This window comes from Kitasatospora sp. NPDC088779 (assembly GCF_040685395.1).
Classification (GTDB): domain Bacteria; phylum Actinomycetota; class Actinomycetes; order Streptomycetales; family Streptomycetaceae; genus Kitasatospora.
In genome coordinates this window covers 219,418-235,644 of record NZ_JBFBHW010000007.1, presented here as the reverse complement: position 1 = coordinate 235,644, position 16,227 = coordinate 219,418, and the positions used below count along the sequence as shown (strand labels likewise).

Below are 16,227 nucleotides of genomic sequence, written 5' to 3'. Positions count from 1 at the left end.
GTGCCGACCGGTCCGCACGGCGGCGACCTGCGGCTGCCCGGCGCGCTGCCGCACGCGGCGGCCGCGGCCGGGTCGGCGGCGGGCGCGGCGCTGTTCGGCGGGGCACACGGCACGCAGCACGGCATGCAGCACGGCGCGCAGCCCGCGTACCCGTTCCCGGCCGGGAACGGCGCACCGGCACAGGCCGGACCGCACGGCCAGCCGCTGCCGCACGGCGCGTCACCGGCCTCGGCGGGGCAGCCGGGCCCGCACGGCCAGCCCGGCCCGTTCGCCCCGGGGCAGGCCGGGACGCCGGCCGACCGGGCCTTCCACGCCCGTGCCGGGCAGCCGTACCCGCACCAGCAGGCCGCGCAGCAGCCGCACCCCGGGCAGCAGGGTGCGGGGCGCGGTCCGGTGCGGTCACCGCTGGTGCCGCCGCAGGCCGGGTCGGGGGCGGGGCGTCCGCCGCGCACCGCGGAGCACGCGGCGGCGGAGGACGGCCACCCCCAGCCGGGGGCGCGCGGCCAGGGGCAGGGACACCGCAGTGCGGTCGAACGGCCCGCGGACGAACCGGGTGCCGCGGCGGGCTCCGCCCGCAGTCACGGCTCGGCGAGCGGCCGGGTGCCGGCCCCCGCCCCCACCGGGCAGCCGACGACCGGGGCGGGCGAGCTCCGGGGCCGGCAGGCACGGGTGCCGCAGGCCCGTCCGCAGGGCGGCCGGGCGGCGGCGACCGACGGTGCCCGGGCGGCGCGCGAGGCCCGTCCGGCCCGGGACGGTCACGCGGTCCGGACCGGGCGGGAGGGCGAGCGGCCGGACGGCCACGGCCCGCACGGCGGCGCGGAGGAGCACCAGGCCGAGGGCTGTGCCCCGGAGCCCCGCTCGGCTCCGCCGGTCCCCGCGGCGCGTGATCGCGCCGTAGGGTGAGTTGTGTGAATGACCGTTTGGTATGGATCGACTGTGAAATGACCGGCCTCGACCTCGACCAGGACGCCCTGGTCGAGGTCGCGGCACTGGTGACGGACTCCGAGCTCAACATCCTCGGCGAGGGTGTGGACGTCATCATCCGCCCGCCGGCGGAGGCGCTGGCGGGCATGCCCGAGGTGGTGCGCGCGATGCACACCTCCTCCGGCCTGCTGGAGGAGCTGGAGCAGGGCGTGACGCTGGCCGAGGCCGAGGCGCGGGTGCTCGCGTACATCCGCGAGCACGAGCCGGAGGCCGGCCGGACGCCGCTGTGCGGGAACTCGGTGGCCACCGACCGCGGCTTCCTCGCCCGGGACATGCCGGCCCTGGAGAAGCACCTGCACTACCGGATCGTGGACGTCTCCTCGATCAAGGAGCTGGCCCGCCGCTGGTACCCGAAGGCGTACTACAACAGCCCGCAGAAGGGCGGCAACCACCGGGCGCTCGCCGACATCCGCGAGAGCATCGACGAACTGCGGTACTACCGCGAGGCGGTGTTCGTCCCGCAGCCCGGACCGGACACCGACACCGCGCGCGCCATCGCCGAGAAGTACCAGGCCCCGGAGGGCTGACCGGAGGAGCCCGGGGGAGGTGCCCGCGTTCGCCTGGACGAAAGCCTGGCGCGAGCACCCTCCCGGATCCTGTAGAGTTCTTCCTGTCGGAACGGGAACGCGGAAGCGGGAACGAGCCGGACAGATGGTGGGTGTAGCTCAGTTGGTAGAGCACCTGGTTGTGGTCCAGGTGGCCGCGGGTTCAAGTCCCGTCACTCACCCCAGAGCCTGAGGGGCCGATCTCTTCGAGAGATCGGCCCCTCAGGCGTTTTCGCGTTTCCTCAACTCTCCACCGCGGTTCGGGTTTTCCCGGCGCAGGCCTGCCGCCAGAAGCTACCGGCTAGTAACATTCCTGCCATGACCACACCTTCGATCGGCCAGCTGCTCGACTCCACCGTGCCGATGGCGCACACCCTCAAGCTGGAGTACCTGGAGACCGCCCCGGACCGCGCCGTACTGCGACTGCCCGACCAGCCCGCGTACCACAACCACGTCGGCGGACCGCACGCCGGCGCGATGTTCACCCTCGCCGAGTCCGCCAGCGGCTGCATCGTGCTCGCCGCCTTCGGCGACCAGCTCTCCCGGGCCGTGCCGCTCGCGGTGAACGCCGAGATCGCCTACAAGAAGCTCGCCATGGGCGAGGTCACCGCCACCGCCGTCCTCGGTCGCCCCGCCGCCGAGGTCGTCGCCGAGCTGGACGCCGGCGGCCGCCCCGAGTTCCCGGTCACCGTCGAGATCACCCGCGCCGACGGCGCCGTCACCGGTGTGATGACCGTCACCTGGACGCTGCGCCCCAACTCCTGACCGCGCCACGGCCGGTGGCCCCGGGCAACCCGGCCCCGGGGCCACCCGTGCGATGACTGTCCGTGACGGCGGGCGTGACCTCACGACCCGTCCGCTCGTTCTCAACTCACATGCGAGCCAATCACGCGACCAAGCCCCAGGAACCCGCCCCCCGCGGCGTCGGCGCACGGCGCGCGATCGGCCGGTGGCTGCCCCGCGTCCTCGCCGCCGGCGGCGCCCTCCTCGCCCAACTCGGGGGCTTCGGCGCGCAGGGCGCCTCCGCCGACCCGCTGCCGGACCAGACCCGCCCCGCCGTCCGCCGCACCCTGGCCGGCGGGCCGCCCGGCCGGCTCGTCCAGGCCGGGCGGCCCGCGCACGACGGGCCGTCGGCCGAGCGGTCCGACGCCCCCGGGCGCCCGGCGGCCGAGGAGACCGACCGCCCCTCCCCCGGGCTCGCCGGGGAACTGACCGGCACCGTCCCCGACGCCGGGATCGACGGCGCCACCGGCACGGTCGGCAGCGTCTTCCAGGACCGGATCCGGGCCGGCGGCCTCCCCCTGCCCGGGCAACGGGCCGCCGTCCCCGACGCCTTCGCGATCGCCTCCGGCCTGCTCGACACCGTTCCCGCCCAGGGCCGCCCCGCCGAGACCCGCGCCTCCCGGGAGGGCGGGCCCGCCGAACTGCCCGCCACCGCACGGTCCGGCGCCGCCGGAGGCCGCTCCGCCGCACCGGCCGCCACCACCCGCCCGTCCGGGGCGGCCGACGCGCCCCCGGTCCAGGAGGCCACCGCCCCGGACGGGCGGAGCGCGGCCGGACCCGCCACGAGCCGTGACCGGACGGGCGCCACCACCGCCCCGCCGGTCGGGCCCGGCGCACCCGCCCAGCCGCCCGAAACCCTCGTGCTCGCCGACACCGCCACGGTGACGGCCGTGGGCGACGGCTCCGCCACCGCGACCGCCGTCCTCGCGCCGATCGCCGCCGGGCTGCTGCTGACCGGCGCGGCCATGTGCAAGCACCGCGGCCTGCCGCGCGGGCACTGACCGGGCTCACGCTCCTGGCGACGGCTCCAGCGCCAGCGCCAGCCGCGGACGTGCACGCCCGGGGGCGAACCGGGCGGCGTGCTGCCGATCCGGGTCGCGCTCCTCGCCGGACGGGACGGCTCCGCGTCCGGACCGGAGTCGGGATGCCGAGCCGCCGCAGGCCGGACGGCGACCGCCGCTGTCAGCCGCGACCCGGACCACCGTCAAAGGATTTCAGGCGGCGGTGGGCAACCCCGCCGGGCGGTCAGCCGGGAGGTCAACCGGGCGCCCCGCCGAGCGGTGAGCCGGACGCGGCCCCGCCGGGCGGTCAGCCGGACGCGGCCCCGCCGGGCGGTCAGCCGGGAGGTCAACCGGGCAGTCAGCCGGGGGGTCAGCGGAAGACGCCCGGGGGCGGGGCCGGGGAGGGGGCGGCGGTGGCGTCCGTGGCGGGGACGGCCCCGGCGGCGAACGCGGTGAGGGCGGGGCCGTGTTCGACCCGGCCGAGGGCGGCGTCGGAGGCGACGCGGCGGGTGAGGTCGGCGATCGGGAGGGGGGCGTGCGCGCCGGCGAGGACGAGGTTGCCGAAGCGCTTGCCGCGCAGGACGGCGGGGTCGGCGACCAGGCACAGTTCGGGGAAGACCGCACCGAGGGTGGCGATCTGGGAGCGGGCGAAGGGCAGCGCCGAGCCGTCGGCGATGTTCGCCGCGTACCAGCCGCCGGGGGCGAGGGCGCGGGCGGCGAGGGCGGTGAACTCGACGGTGGTGCAGTGGGCCGGGGTGCGGGCGCCGGAGAAGACGTCGGTGATGACCAGGTCGGCGCTGCCCTCGGGGGTGCGTTCGAGCACGCTGCGGGCGTCGGCGCCGCGCACCTTGATCTGCCAGCTGCGTTCCAACGGCAGCTCGGTGCGGACGAGTTCGGTGAGCGCGGTGTCGATCTCGGCGACCTGCTGGCGGGAGCGGGGCCGGGTGGCCGCGACGTAACGGGCCAGGGTGAGGGCGCCGCCGCCGAGGTGCAGCACGGTGAGCGGGCGGCCGGACGGGGCGACCAGGTCGATCAGGTGGCCGAGCCGGCGCTGGTACTCGAAACCGAGGTGGGTGGGGTCGGCGAGGTCGACCATGGACTGCGGGGCGCCGTCGATCAGCAGCGACCAGGCGGCGGGGCGGTCCCGGTCGGGGCGCAGTTCGGCGAGGCCGGAGCCGACCGGGCGGGTGAGCGGGCCCTGAGCATGGGTGCGGCCGCCGGGGCCGGTGACGTCCGGCCCGGTGTCGCGCTCGGTGCCGCGCTCGGTGCCGCGGCCCGTGCCCCGGGCTGCTCTGCTGCTTCGTCCCATGACCGCCATTATCGCCGCCGGGCGGGGCGGCCTCGCCGGTCAGGGAGGTCCGGGGCGTGCCAGGTGGATCCGGCCGGAGGGGCGGGCCAGGCTCGCGGGCCCGGCGGGATCCGCACGGCACGCCCGCTAGAACGGGCCGAGGCCGCCTGCGGTGAGCGTGCAGGCGGCCTCGCAGAGGGCGGATCGGAGCACCCAGGCGTCGGTGGGACGGGCGGCGCAGGCGGCGCCGGAGGGGGGCATCACCCACCGTGGGTCGGTGGCGGTCGGCAGCAGGGCGCCGGCGGTACAGGAACTGCCGGGCAGGTGCCAGGTCTCGCTGGTGCCGGCGGGGACGAGGAAGGTGACGGTGCTGCCGTTGCGGCTCTGCAGGACGGCTCCGCAGGCCCTGCGGAGCCGCAGGATGTCCACCGCCTCCAGGCCGTGCCGCAGGGCGACCGTCACGGTGTCGCAGGCGGTGACGAGGGTGTCCTGGTCCGGTCCGGGGCCGAGGCGGTGGCCGGGGTGCCGGCCGCCGCGGGGCGCGCGTCCGCCTTCGACCGGGCCCCGGCCGGGGATCCGGTCGTCGGCCGGGTCGGGGAGCAGGGCGGGGGCGGCGCCGGCGAGCACGCCGCCGGCGGCCGGTCGGTACTGCGGCAGTCCGGTGGCCATCATGGGCCCTCCTGTACCTCGTCGGGTCGGAAGCGCCGCCGCCCGGGAGGTGGGGGCCGCGGGGACGGACGGCAGGCCGGGGCGACGGCCTGGGCTTCCACGTATCAGGACAACGCGGCGGACACCGCGCAGGCCACGGGGCGCCTTACAGCAAGGCATGGCATTTCATGGCGGATAACCCGCAACCGCGCCCGCTTTATACCGAATTGGGGGCACATCTCCCAGGAACCGGCTGTGGTCGACCGGTCACGCCCGGTACTGTCGGTGGCGGGTCGCGACGACCCCACCGGCCACACCGGGCCGTTCCCGCACCGTCGCGCACCACCGTGCCGACACCCGGACCGTACCCGCACTTCGCCCCCGCACCCGACACCCGCGCACCTCCGGCGCCGCCGGCCGCGCCCCCGCACCACCACCCTCCGCACGACCACGGAGCGCACCATGGCAGCCACCCCACCGGCCGAGCCGAACCGCCCGTCACCCAACGCCGTGATGCGCGCACTGCGCGGCGACCGCTCACCCGGCGAGTTCGCCATGGCCGTGCGCCGGGCGGCCCGGGAGATCGGGGAGCACGTCTCCTGCGACGCCCGCTACGTCGGACGGGTCGAATCCGGTGAGATCCGCTGCCCCAACTACGCCTACGAGCGGGTCTTCCGGCACATGTGGCCGGATCGCACGCTCACCGAACTCGGCTTCTCCCCCCGGACCGCCGTCCGCCGCCGCCCGGCGGACGGTGCCGGCGGGAGGGCCGAAGCCCCCCCGCTCCACCCACCGTTCCCGCCCCCGCCCGCCCCGCGCTCACCACTCTCCACTCAACTCCCGTACGCTGCCTCGCCGTACGCGGACCCAGCCGCTCCGACCAAGCCCCCGTGGCCGAAGGCCGTCGCGGTGCCCCGGGGGCCTGATGGATCGCCCTATCTCGACGAGGAGAACGACGACGTGCGTCGCCGTACGTTCCTGGCCGGCGGCCCGACCGCGCTGGCCACCGTGATCGGCATCGACCGGCCGACCGTGGCCGCCGCCGCGGCCACCGGCAGTGCCGCCACCGACCCCGCCGCACCGGTGCTGTTCGAGCCCGGCCCCGGCGCCTTCGTGCCCGGCCGCCCCGGGCCGGTACCGCCACCCCGCAAGGTCGGCGCCGCCGAGGTGCTCGGCGTCGAGGAGGCCGTCCGGGAGATCCGGCTGGCCGACGACGCGCACGGCGGCGACACCCTGTTCGAACGCGCCGGGCAGTCGCTGCGCACCGCCTACCTGCTGCTCAACGAGGGCGAGTACAGCGCGGAGACCGAACGCCGGCTCCAGGCCGGAGCCGGCGAACTCGCCATCTCGGTGGGCTGGTTGGCGCACGACTCGAACCGGCTGGCAGACGCCCGCTCGCTCTACGCCGAGGCGCTCGCCACCGCCCGCATGGCCGGCGACGCCGCACTGGAGGCGCACGTGTTCTGCAACAGCGCCTTCCTCGCCCGGGACGCCGGCCGCCCCCGCGAGGCGCTGCGCGCCGCCCAGGCCGGGCAGGTCGCCGCCCGCCAGCTGGACTCCGCCCGGCTGCTCGCACTGCTGGCCATGCGGGAGGCCGGCGGCTGGGCGCTGCTGCAGGACCGCGCCGCCTGCGAACGCGCGATCGCCCGGGCGTACACGCTGTTCGGCCGCGGCCGCTCCGAGGACGATCCGGAGTGGATGTCCTTCTTCGGCGAGGCGGAGATCGCCGGCCTGCAGTCGCAGTGCTGGTCCGCGCTCGGCGACTGGGACCGCGCCAGCGAGCAGGCCGGGCTGGCCATAGCACTGCAGAAGCCGCACTTCGTCCGCAACCGGGTGCTGTACACCGCCGAGCTGGCCCACGACCGGCTCGGCCGGGGCGACTTGGCGGGTGCGGCGCACCACGGTTCGGCCGCCGTGGCGCTGTTCGGCGAGGTCCGCTCGGCCCGGATCCGGAGCATGCTGGCGGACACCGCCGAACGGCTGCGCCCGCACGCCGCCGTGACCGAGGTGCGCCACTTCCTGGCCGGGTACGACCAGGCGGCAGCCGCCTGAGGGACGGATCCTGACGATCCGTCAGTGGCTGGCGGCCAGGCCCTCCAGGTGGGAGAGGTCGTTCCAGACCTCCACGGCCGGCGCGCCGTACTCCCAGGAGAGCACGCAGAGCGCGGCGGTGCCGAGCTTGAAGCGCTGGGCGAACTCGGGCGGCAGGCCCAGCCAGCGCGCGGTCAGGATGCGCAGCAGGTGGCCGTGCGCGAACAGGACGACGTCCCGGTCCGCGCAGTGCATGACGGTGGTGTCCGGCTCGGGGACGCCGTGCTCCTCGTTGAGGCCGGCGAGGAAGGCGTCCACCCGGGCGGCCACCTCGGAGAGCTTCTCGCCGCCGGGCACGCCGTCGCGCCAGATCAGCCAGCCGGGGTGGTCGGTGGCGCGGATGTCCGCGCCGGTGCGGCCCTCGTACTGGCCGTAGTCCCACTCCAGGAGCTCCGGGCGCTCCACCGCCCGGTCCCCGAAGCCGGCCAGGGCGCAGGTCTCCTCGGCGCGGCCGAGCGGACTGGTGTAGACGAGCGCGTCCGGCAGCCCGTTCCAGGGGGCCTTGGCGAGGCGGGCGCCGAGCGCCCGGGCCATCGCCCTGCCCTCCTCGGTCAGCGGGATGTCGGTGCGGCCGGTGTGGCGGCCGGTGGCCGACCATTCGGTCTCGCCGTGGCGGACCAGCACGATTCGGGCGGGCATGGCAGGCTCCTCGCAGCGGGGCGGTGGCAACGGTCGGTCTCACCCTTGAGCACCGGGTTCCATGATCCCTCACCCGGACGGCGGGCACGATCGCGGGCCGGGCCGAAACGGCCCGGAAGGCGACGGCGGGCCGAAACGGCCTGGAGGGGGCGGCGGACCGAAACGGCCTCGGGCCCGGGCCGGCCGGGTCCCGGGGTGTCCCCACCTGGCACGCACGCGCGGTTCAGGCCGGAACAGGCCGGTCCGCACCGCATTGTCGGACCCGGGTGCGACACTGGGCCGCACCATGAACGTCTCGACGAACGTCCCGTCCACCGGGCACGCTGAGCCGCTCGCCCAGCGGCTCGCCGAACTGCGCGGTCCCGCGCCGCAGCGCAGCCTGAACGCCCGTTCCCTCGCCGCGCTCGCCGCCAATCCGGGCTGCCACCGCCGCGCCGTGCTCGACGCGGCGGGGGTGGACAAGTCGGCGCTGGCCGCCCGGCTCGGCCGCCCCGCGCCCTTCGGGCAGTCCCCGTTCGCGATCGCCCGCGGCGTGATCTTCGAGTCCCGGCTGAAGGCGGACGACTACGCCGCGCTGCTGGAGCCGCTGCGCGGCCACCTCGGCGTCCCGGCGGACGGCGGCACCCCCTTGCAGGTGCCGGATCTGCTGCACCGTTCCGGGCCCGCCGTCCGGGCCGACCGGACGGTCGAGGCGCTGGCCCGGGCCGCCGCCGACCCGGACGCCTGGACGCTGCTGGACCACCCGATGCTGCGCCTGGACGTGGCCGGCGGCACCGCCTACCTGGAGCCGGACGCGGTCGTGGTGCACGGCGGGCGGTGCACGGTGGTCGAGATCAAGTCCTTCCCCGTGCTGGACGGCGGCGCGGACCCGGCCAAGGTCGGCGCCGCCGCCCGCCAGGCCGCCGTGTACGTGCTGGCGCTCCAGCGGACCGCCGCCGCGCTGGCCGGCCACCCGCTCGACGCCGACCCGTACACCGAGCAGCGGCTGCCCGGCAGCCCCCGGTCGAGCGTGCTGCTGGTCTGCCCGAAGGACTTCGGCAACCGGCCGACGGCCGTCGCCGTCGACGTCCGCCGCGAGCTGGCCACCACCCGCCGTCAGCTGAGCCGGATGACCGGCATCGACCGGCTGCTGGCGGAGCTGCCGGCGGGCGCCGACTTCGACCTGGCGGCCGACGAGGAGGGCGTGCCGGCCCGCTCCGCCGAGGAGCTGACCGCCTCGGTCGAGGCGGTGCCCGCCGCATACGGCCCGGACTGCCTCTCCACCTGCGAGCTCGGCTTCCACTGCCGCGCCCAGGCCCGCTGCGGCGACCGGGTCGAGCAGCTCGGCCGGGGCGTGCGCGGCGAACTGGGCAGCATCCGGACGGTGACGCGGGCCCTGGCCGCCGCCGAAGCCGGCACCGCCGCCGCCGTGGACGAGAACGCCGACCTGGACGGCAACGCCGACACCGACGTGGACGAGGCGGCCGACCGGCTGGCCTACGCGGCCGCGCTGCGCGCCGAGGCGCTGGGCAAGGCCCCGACGGCGGGCCACGCATGAGCGGGCGCAGCACGGCCGTACGCGAACGCGGCGGGCCCGAGGCGGGGGCGGGCGCATGAGCCTGCTGACCACCCTCGCCCGGCTGGAGGCCGTCCGCAGCGGGCGGGCCGAGCCGCTGGCCACCGTCCGGCACCGGCACCTGTCCGACCGCCCGATGGTGGTCGTGCCGCTGACGGCCGCCGGTGAGGCCGGCGCGCCGCTGGCGGTGCTGCTGGGCACCGACCGGGACGCACCCCGGCTGCACCTGGTACCGCAGCCGCTCAACCGCACCCTGCGGTTCGACTTCCTGGCCGAGCTGGCCGCCGACCTGCTGCCCTACCTGGAGTCCTTCGCCGAGGACGTGGAGCAGATCGAGGGCTCCGAGAAGGACCCGGAGACCGGCGAGAAGACCCAGGTGTTCCGCGAGCTGTGCGCCGACGCGCCGCAGCTGATCGTGCCGAACGGCGCGGGCGTGCGGCACCTGGCCCTGCTCGGCCGCTCCACCCGGTTCCGCCGCACGGTCGAGGACGACGAACCGGGGCCGTACCCCGCGCCGGTGCGGGTGCCGCTGCTCGGCCGCTGGCTGACCCACCTCACCGACCGCGCCCAGGTGCCCGGCACCAGCCTGCTGCTGCCGATGACCGGCCTGCTGGCCCGGCACTGGGCCACCGGCCAGAGCCACCTGGAGGACCAGCACCTGGCCGCCCACCTGGCCTGGCACGCCCCGCCGGACGGCCTGACCGGTGCCGAGGCGGCCGAGCGCGCCGAGTCCGCCCGGGACGACCGGGGGCAGCTGCTGCACCCGCCGGCCGGCCCGGCCACCGATCCGCGCTTCGACGAGTTCGTGCTCGCCCCGGCGATCGCCCGCTACGACACCGCCACGGCCGCCCTTCAGCACAGCACCGAGCAGCGCGACGAGGCCGCCGCCGAGCGTGCCCGGGCGGCCGTCCGGGCCGCGGTCGAGCAGTTGCGCGAGGTGCTGGCGGCCGTGCTGCTGCCCACCTGGCGGGACGTCTGGCGCGGCCTGGACCTGTTGCGCGGGCTGCCGCCCGCCGGGCACCTGGCGGAACGCTGGACCGGCGACCGCTGGTCCTACACCGGCCACCGGGACCGGCTGGCGGCCGGCGAGCCGCCGCAGCCGCGGCAGGACGACGCCGTCACGGCCGCCCGCAAGCTCGCCCAGCGCGAGCGCGAGCAGACCCGGCTGGACGTCCAGGAGGCGCTGGACGATCCGCTGGCGATGGCCGAACACCGGCTGTCCGGCGAGGCGTTCAGCGGCGTGGTGACCGAGGTGGTGCCGGACTACGACACCACCGGCCGCTCCCCCAAGCCGCGCCCGCTGATCACCCTGCGCACCGCCGACCGCCCGCACGCGGACCTCGGACGGGAGGCGCACCGGGTGTGGGGGTCCCCCCAGCCGGAGGCCGGCGGCGGCCGGTCCCCGCAGAAGGCGGAGATCGCGGCGGTCGACCCGGCCGGGGGCACCATCACCCTGCGCCTGCTGTCCGGCATGGGGCGCAGGAAGGAGCCCGAGCCGGGCAGCCTGCCCGAGCCCGGCGATCCGGTCACCTTCACCCTGTTCGAGCTGACGGTCCGCCAGTCCGCGCCGCTGCCCGAGCCGGACGACACCCCGTGGACGCACGGCGGCCCGCCCGGCGCCGCGCCCGCACCCGCGCCCGCCCCGTCCGTCTCCGAGGAGTGGGAATGATGGCCGAGTTGAGCGCCGAGCAGGCCCCGGGCGCTGCCGCCGACGCCGCCGTGGCCCGGATCCTGGCCGCGACCGTCCACCCGGCGGCCGGCGCCCCGCGCGGCGTGGTGGTCGATTCCCCGCCCGGCGCCGGGAAGTCGACGCTGGTGGTGCGGGCGGCCCGGGAGCTGGTCGAGGCCGGCGAGCGGCTGATGATCGTCGCCCAGACCAACGGCCAGGTGGACGACCTGGTCGGCCGACTCGCCGAGAAGGCACCGGACCTGACGATCGGTCGGTTGCACGCCGCCGACGCCCGGCCCGGCCCGGAGGTGCTGAAGCACGCCAACGTCACGCCCTCCGACAAGGTCGCCGAGCTGGTCGAACACGACGTGGTGGTCTCCACCTCGGCGAAGTGGCAGTGGGTGCGGGCCGAGGCGCCGTGGCGGCACGCGATCGTCGACGAGGCGTACCAGATGCGTTCGGACGCCCTGCTCGCGGTGGCCCGGCTGTTCGAGCGGGCACTGTTCGTCGGCGACCCGGGCCAGCTGGACCCGTTCACCGTGGTCGGCACCGAGCAGTGGGCGGGCCTGTCGTACGACCCGTCGAGCAGCGCCGTGGTCACCATGCTGGCGCACAACCCGCAGATCGAGCCGCACCGGCTGCCGGTCTCCTGGCGGCTGCCGGCCAGCGCGGCGCCGCTGATCTCGCGGGCGTTCTACCCGTACACGCCGTTCCGCTCCGGCACCGGCCCGGACGACCGCCGGCTGAGCGCCGCCGTCCGGCCGGACGGCGGCGCGCTGGACGCCGCGATCGACCGGGCCGCCGAGCACGGCTGGGCGCTGCTGGAGCTGCCCGCCCGGCACACCGTGCGGACCGATCCGCAGGCGGTGGCGGCCGTCGCGGCCACCGTCCGGCGGTTGCTGGAGCGCGGGCTGACCGCCCGCTCCGAACAGGGCGAGGCACCTCTCACCGCCGACCGGATCGCGGTCGGCACCGCCCACCGGGACCAGGCCGCGGCCGTCCGCGCGGCCCTGCTCAGGGTGGGCGTCCCGGTGGACCAGGCGGCCGGCCCGGCCGTCACGGTGGACACCGCCAACCGGTTGCAGGGCCGCGAGTACGACGTCACGGTGGTGCTGCACCCGTTGTCCGGGCGGCCCGACGCGACGGCCTTCCACCTGGAGACCGGCCGGCTGTGCGTGCTCGCCTCCCGGCACCGGCACGCCTGCATTGTGGTCGCCCGGGCCGGGATCGGCGAGCTGCTGGACGAGCACCCGTCCACCGAGCCGGTCCAGCTGGGCGTCCCGGTCGCTTTCCCGGACGGCTGGGAGGCCAACCACCAGGTGCTGCACCACCTGAGCGGCCACCGGGTGCGGCTGGGCTGACCGGCCGGGCGGGTCAGGTCTCGGTCTCGGTCTCGGTCTCGGTCTCGGTCTCGGTCTCGCAGGCGGCGTAGGCCCGGACGGTCCCGTGCTCGGCCCGCACCGCCCAGGTGCTCGGGTCGTCGGGGTTCGGCGCGTTGACCAGGACGGCGTCGCCGGAGGCGGCGGGCCGGAAGACGTAGCCGCCCCCGGTGAGGTGGGAGCCCTGGGGGCAGGTCGCCATCGACCAGCCGCCCGGGCCGCTCCACGGCCCGGTCACCACGACGGTCGTCTCGGCGGCCCCGGCCGCAGGTGCCGCGGCCAGTCCGAGGGCCGGGGCGATCAGCAGGAGTCCGGCCGCGAGGCCCTTGCGTAGGGGCATGGGTTCTCCCTGGGGTGGTGGATCGCTGGAACACCCGGGACAACGACGGCCCCGACGCCCCGACGCCACCGCACGCGCCCGACCACCCGAAGGAGTAGCGCGACCCCGGCGCGTGCGGGGGAATAGCGCCCGCACGCGCACCGTTCCGTTACCGGCCGCCGCCGCGCGACAATGGACGGCGGCCACGGCCGTGCGGCGCGGCCCGGAGCAGCCGCCGCCCACCCCCACCGAGACCCGGAGGTGTCCGTTCATGCCCGACTCCCACACGAAGGCGTCCGACCACGGCGGTCAGGCCGACCCCGCGCGGCGTCTGCGTCCGGTGCAGCTGCTGTTCGAGCCGCAGTCCGCCGAACCGGAGCCGGAACGATTCTTCGATCTGGAGTCGATCGACGACCCCGCGGACCTGCTGCGCCGCTCCACCGAGCTGGCCCTGGCCTTCCGGACGGCCGCCGAGCGGGCCACCGACTTCCAGGCGGTCGCCGCCGCACAGCTGGCGGACCCGCGCCGCTTCGACGCGCTGTCCGACGCCGAGATCGCGCAGCGGGCGGACTGGACCCCCGACTACGCGGCCAAGATGATCGAGTACGGCCGCGGGCTGCTCCAGCCCCGCCGCCACGAGGACTGAGCGCAGCCGGGCACGGGGCGCCGGAGCGCCGGGCCCCGGTGCTCCGGCATCAGCCGCTGGCATATGCGCGAGCGGGGAAGGGTACGCCGTTCCCCGTCGTCCTGTACGGCAAACCGTGCTTTCCCTCCCGTCCGGCCCGCGGACGGCACAGGCTGCTGTCCGTGGACATCTGGACGTATCAGTCGGTGGAGTACGTCACCGTGGCCGGCGAGGCCTGGCTCGCCTCCGCCAGCGAGTACCCGCGCAGCATGCGCGCCCTCTGGGAGGCCCGGCCGTGGGCACCCTCGGTGCTGCCCTGCGGGCGCGCCTTCGACGTGATCAGCATGCCGTCGCTGTTCGGCCGCCGGGTGCTGGACGAGCTGTGGGCCTCCGGGCCGGGCTGCGGGCCGGTCGCCTCCTACCGGGGGCGGACGCTGCTGTTCGTCCAGCCCGGCGCGGGGCCCCGGCTGCGCAGGCTGCTGGCCTGGGAGGAGTGGGCCCGGGACGTGCCGCCCCTGCTGTGCCACGGCAAGGGCGACGCGGTGACCGTGCCGCCGGTGCAGCGGATGGTGAACGGCCCGGACTCCCCCGGGCTGGGCTCCGGCCGGTGGATCGTCGCCCCGGAGGACCGGGAGCCGTGGCTGCCGGGCGCCTCGGTGGTGCTGTGGGCGTGCGTGCGTGCGGCCCGGGAGCCGGCTGCGGCCGTGCCCGCCGGCGCGGCGGCCGTGACCGGGGGGTGAACGGAGGACGGCCGGTATTCGATTTTGGCGCGGACCCCGGGCGCTGCTAAAGTCTTCTCTGTCAGCAGGCGCCGCTAGCTCAGTTGGTTAGAGCAGCTGACTCTTAATCAGCGGGTCCGGGGTTCGAGTCCCTGGCGGCGCACAGACAGCCGAGAGGCCCCTTGCGAAAGCAAGGGGCCTCTCGGCGTTTCCCGCTCGAATCAGCGAATCAGGGAACAAGGGAACAGGACCGGGCCGCCCGCCGGAGCGGACGGCCCGACCGGGGCTCAGCGGCCGCGCAGCGCGCGGTAGCGGGCGACCAGCTCGGCGGTGGAGCTGTCCAGCTGCTCGGCGCCCTCGCCGGTCAGCAGCACCGGCTCGATCCGCTTGGCGAGCACCTTGCCCAGCTCGACGCCCCACTGGTCGAAGGAGTCGATGTTCCAGATCGCGCCCTGGACGAAGACCTTGTGCTCGTAGAGCGCGACCAGCTGGCCGAGCACCGAGGGGGTCAGCTCGGCGGCCAGGATGGTGCTGGTCGGGTGGTTGCCCTGGAAGGTCTTGTGCGGAACGAGTTCGGCGGGCACGCCCTCGGCCGCCACCTCCTCCGGGGTCTTGCCGAAGGCCAGCGCCTGGGTCTGGGCGAAGAAGTTGGCCAGCAGCAGGTCGTGCTGGGCGACCAGGCCCGGGAGCAGGTCGGCGACCGGCTTGGCGAAGCCGATGAAGTCGGCCGGGATCAGCTTGGTGCCCTGGTGCAGCAGCTGGTAGTAGGCGTGCTGGCCGTTGGTGCCGGGGGTGCCCCAGACCACCGGGCCGGTCTGCCAGGTCACCGGCGAACCGTCGCGGGTCACCGACTTGCCGTTGGACTCCATGTCCAGCTGCTGGAGGTAGGCGGTGAACTTCGACAGGTAGTGCGAGTAGGGCAGCACGGCGTGCGCCTGGGCGTCGAAGAACGCGCCGTACCAGACGCCGAGCAGGCCGAGCAGCAGCGGGACGTTCTGCTCCGGCGGCGCGGTGCGGAAGTGCTCGTCGACCAGGTGGAAGCCGTCCAGCATCTCGCGGAAAGCGTCGGGGCCGATGGCGATCATCAGCGAGAGGCCGATCGCCGAGTCGTAGGAGTAGCGACCGCCGACCCAGTCCCAGAACTCGAACATGTTGTCGGTGTCGATGCCGAAGTCCCGCACGCCCTCGGCGTTGGTGGACAGCGCGACGAAGTGCTTGGCCACCGCCTCGGTGCCGGCGCCCAGCCCGGTGAGCAGCCAGTCGCGGGCCGAGACCGCGTTGGTGATGGTCTCGATGGTGGTGAAGGTCTTCGAGGCGACGATGAACAGCGTCTCGGCCGGGTCGAGGTCGCGGACCGCCTCGTGCAGGTCGGCGCCGTCCACGTTGGAGACGAAGCGGACGTCGAGGTCGCGCTTGGCGAACGAGCGGAGCACCTCGTAGGCCATCGCGGGGCCGAGGTCGGAGCCGCCGATGCCGATGTTGACGACGGTGCGGATCGGCTTGCCGGTGTGGCCGCGCCACTCGCCGCCGCGGACCCGCTCGGCGAAGCCGGCCATCTTGTCGAGGACGGCGTGCACGGCGGGCACCACGTTCTCGCCGTCGACCTCGATCACGGCACCGCGCGGGGCGCGCAGCGCGGTGTGCAGGACGGCGCGGTGCTCGGTGTTGTTGATCTTCTCGCCGCGGAACATCGCGTCCCGCAGCTCGGCGACGCCGGTGGCCGCGGCGAGTTCGCGCAGCAGCTCCAGCGTCTCGTCGGTGACCAGGTGCTTGGCGTAGTCCACGTGCAGGTCGCCGACCTGGAGGGTGTAGCGGCGGCCGCGCTCCGGGTCGGCGGCGAACAGCTCGCGCAGGTGCGTCTCGCCCAGCGCGGCCCGGTGCTTGCCGAGGGCGGCCCACTGCGGGGTGCGGTCGAGCGGGGTGCGGGCGTCGGCACGGGTCTCCGACATCGGTGGTTCCTCGATTCATCTGGGTGCGGAAAC

The 16,227-nt window shown here is 76.0% G+C and carries 14 protein-coding genes and 2 tRNA genes; 11 read left to right on the top strand and 5 right to left on the bottom strand.

The window, feature by feature from the left end; translation table 11 throughout:
- Positions 1-908 precede the first annotated feature (908 nt).
- The 4 genes from orn (at position 909) to AB0P03_RS09240 (ending at position 3,313) form a co-directional block, all read left to right on the top strand.
- The gene (gene orn, locus AB0P03_RS09255) at positions 909-1,511 is read left to right on the top strand and encodes an oligoribonuclease (protein ID WP_363628169.1); all 603 of its coding nucleotides are present in this window, start codon (positions 909-911) and stop codon (positions 1,509-1,511) included.
- A gap of 127 nt (positions 1,512-1,638) precedes the next feature.
- A tRNA-His gene (locus AB0P03_RS09250) sits at positions 1,639-1,714 on the top strand.
- A 133-nt stretch (positions 1,715-1,847) separates the two neighbouring features.
- Positions 1,848-2,294: a DUF4442 domain-containing protein gene (locus AB0P03_RS09245; RefSeq protein WP_363583564.1), complete on the top strand. Its 447-nt coding sequence runs from the start codon at positions 1,848-1,850 to the stop codon at positions 2,292-2,294.
- Between the two features lie 110 nt (positions 2,295-2,404).
- Positions 2,405-3,313 carry a hypothetical protein gene (locus AB0P03_RS09240; RefSeq protein ID WP_363628168.1) on the top strand — a complete coding sequence of 303 codons (909 nt, stop codon included), beginning with the start codon at positions 2,405-2,407 and terminating at the stop codon, positions 3,311-3,313.
- 370 nt (positions 3,314-3,683) lie between these two features.
- On the opposite strand, the gene AB0P03_RS09235 is transcribed toward AB0P03_RS09240, so the two are convergent.
- Together AB0P03_RS09235 and AB0P03_RS09230 are read right to left on the bottom strand one after the other, a co-directional pair.
- Positions 3,684-4,631, bottom strand: coding sequence for a fused MFS/spermidine synthase (locus AB0P03_RS09235; RefSeq protein WP_363583568.1), 948 nt, complete (start codon positions 4,629-4,631; stop codon positions 3,684-3,686).
- A 117-nt stretch (positions 4,632-4,748) separates the two neighbouring features.
- Positions 4,749-5,273 carry a hypothetical protein gene (locus tag AB0P03_RS09230; RefSeq protein WP_363583570.1) on the bottom strand — a complete coding sequence of 175 codons (525 nt, stop codon included), beginning with the start codon at positions 5,271-5,273 and terminating at the stop codon, positions 4,749-4,751.
- Positions 5,274-5,711: 438 nt separating this feature from the next.
- On the opposite strand from AB0P03_RS09230, the gene AB0P03_RS09225 reads away from it, so the two are divergent.
- The gene (locus AB0P03_RS09225; protein ID WP_363583572.1) at positions 5,712-7,301 is read left to right on the top strand and encodes a tetratricopeptide repeat protein; all 1,590 of its coding nucleotides are present in this window, start codon (positions 5,712-5,714) and stop codon (positions 7,299-7,301) included.
- Positions 7,302-7,322: 21 nt separating this feature from the next.
- Here AB0P03_RS09225 and AB0P03_RS09220 read toward each other — a convergent pair whose 3' ends face one another.
- The gene (locus tag AB0P03_RS09220; RefSeq protein WP_363628167.1) at positions 7,323-7,979 is read right to left on the bottom strand and encodes a histidine phosphatase family protein; all 657 of its coding nucleotides are present in this window, start codon (positions 7,977-7,979) and stop codon (positions 7,323-7,325) included.
- Between the two features lie 286 nt (positions 7,980-8,265).
- Between AB0P03_RS09220 and AB0P03_RS09215 the strand changes: the two genes are divergently transcribed.
- From AB0P03_RS09215 to AB0P03_RS09205, 3 genes are read left to right on the top strand one after another with little or no spacing between them, the layout of a single operon-like run.
- The gene (locus AB0P03_RS09215; protein ID WP_363628166.1) at positions 8,266-9,516 is read left to right on the top strand and encodes a hypothetical protein; all 1,251 of its coding nucleotides are present in this window, start codon (positions 8,266-8,268) and stop codon (positions 9,514-9,516) included.
- Between the two features lie 55 nt (positions 9,517-9,571).
- Entirely contained in the window at positions 9,572-11,203 is a 1,632-nt protein-coding gene (locus tag AB0P03_RS09210; protein ID WP_363628165.1) for a hypothetical protein, read from the top strand.
- Positions 11,200-12,564: an AAA family ATPase gene (locus AB0P03_RS09205; RefSeq protein WP_363583580.1), complete on the top strand. Its 1,365-nt coding sequence runs from the start codon at positions 11,200-11,202 to the stop codon at positions 12,562-12,564. The genes AB0P03_RS09210 and AB0P03_RS09205 overlap by 4 nt, the downstream gene beginning before the upstream one ends.
- A gap of 13 nt (positions 12,565-12,577) precedes the next feature.
- On the opposite strand, the gene AB0P03_RS09200 is transcribed toward AB0P03_RS09205, so the two are convergent.
- Positions 12,578-12,922 carry a hypothetical protein gene (locus AB0P03_RS09200; RefSeq protein WP_363628164.1) on the bottom strand — a complete coding sequence of 115 codons (345 nt, stop codon included), beginning with the start codon at positions 12,920-12,922 and terminating at the stop codon, positions 12,578-12,580.
- Positions 12,923-13,172: 250 nt separating this feature from the next.
- Between AB0P03_RS09200 and AB0P03_RS09195 the strand changes: the two genes are divergently transcribed.
- From AB0P03_RS09195 to AB0P03_RS09185, 3 genes are all read left to right on the top strand, one after another.
- Entirely contained in the window at positions 13,173-13,547 is a 375-nt protein-coding gene (locus tag AB0P03_RS09195) for a hypothetical protein (RefSeq protein WP_363583584.1), read from the top strand.
- A 161-nt stretch (positions 13,548-13,708) separates the two neighbouring features.
- Entirely contained in the window at positions 13,709-14,266 is a 558-nt protein-coding gene (locus tag AB0P03_RS09190; RefSeq protein WP_063349288.1) for a bifunctional DNA primase/polymerase, read from the top strand.
- Between the two features lie 68 nt (positions 14,267-14,334).
- Positions 14,335-14,408, top strand: a tRNA-Lys gene (locus tag AB0P03_RS09185).
- Positions 14,409-14,532: 124 nt separating this feature from the next.
- Here the strand turns inward: AB0P03_RS09185 and pgi are convergent.
- The gene (gene pgi / locus AB0P03_RS09180) at positions 14,533-16,194 is read right to left on the bottom strand and encodes a glucose-6-phosphate isomerase (protein ID WP_350882566.1); all 1,662 of its coding nucleotides are present in this window, start codon (positions 16,192-16,194) and stop codon (positions 14,533-14,535) included.
- Between the last annotated feature and the right edge of the window lie 33 nt (positions 16,195-16,227).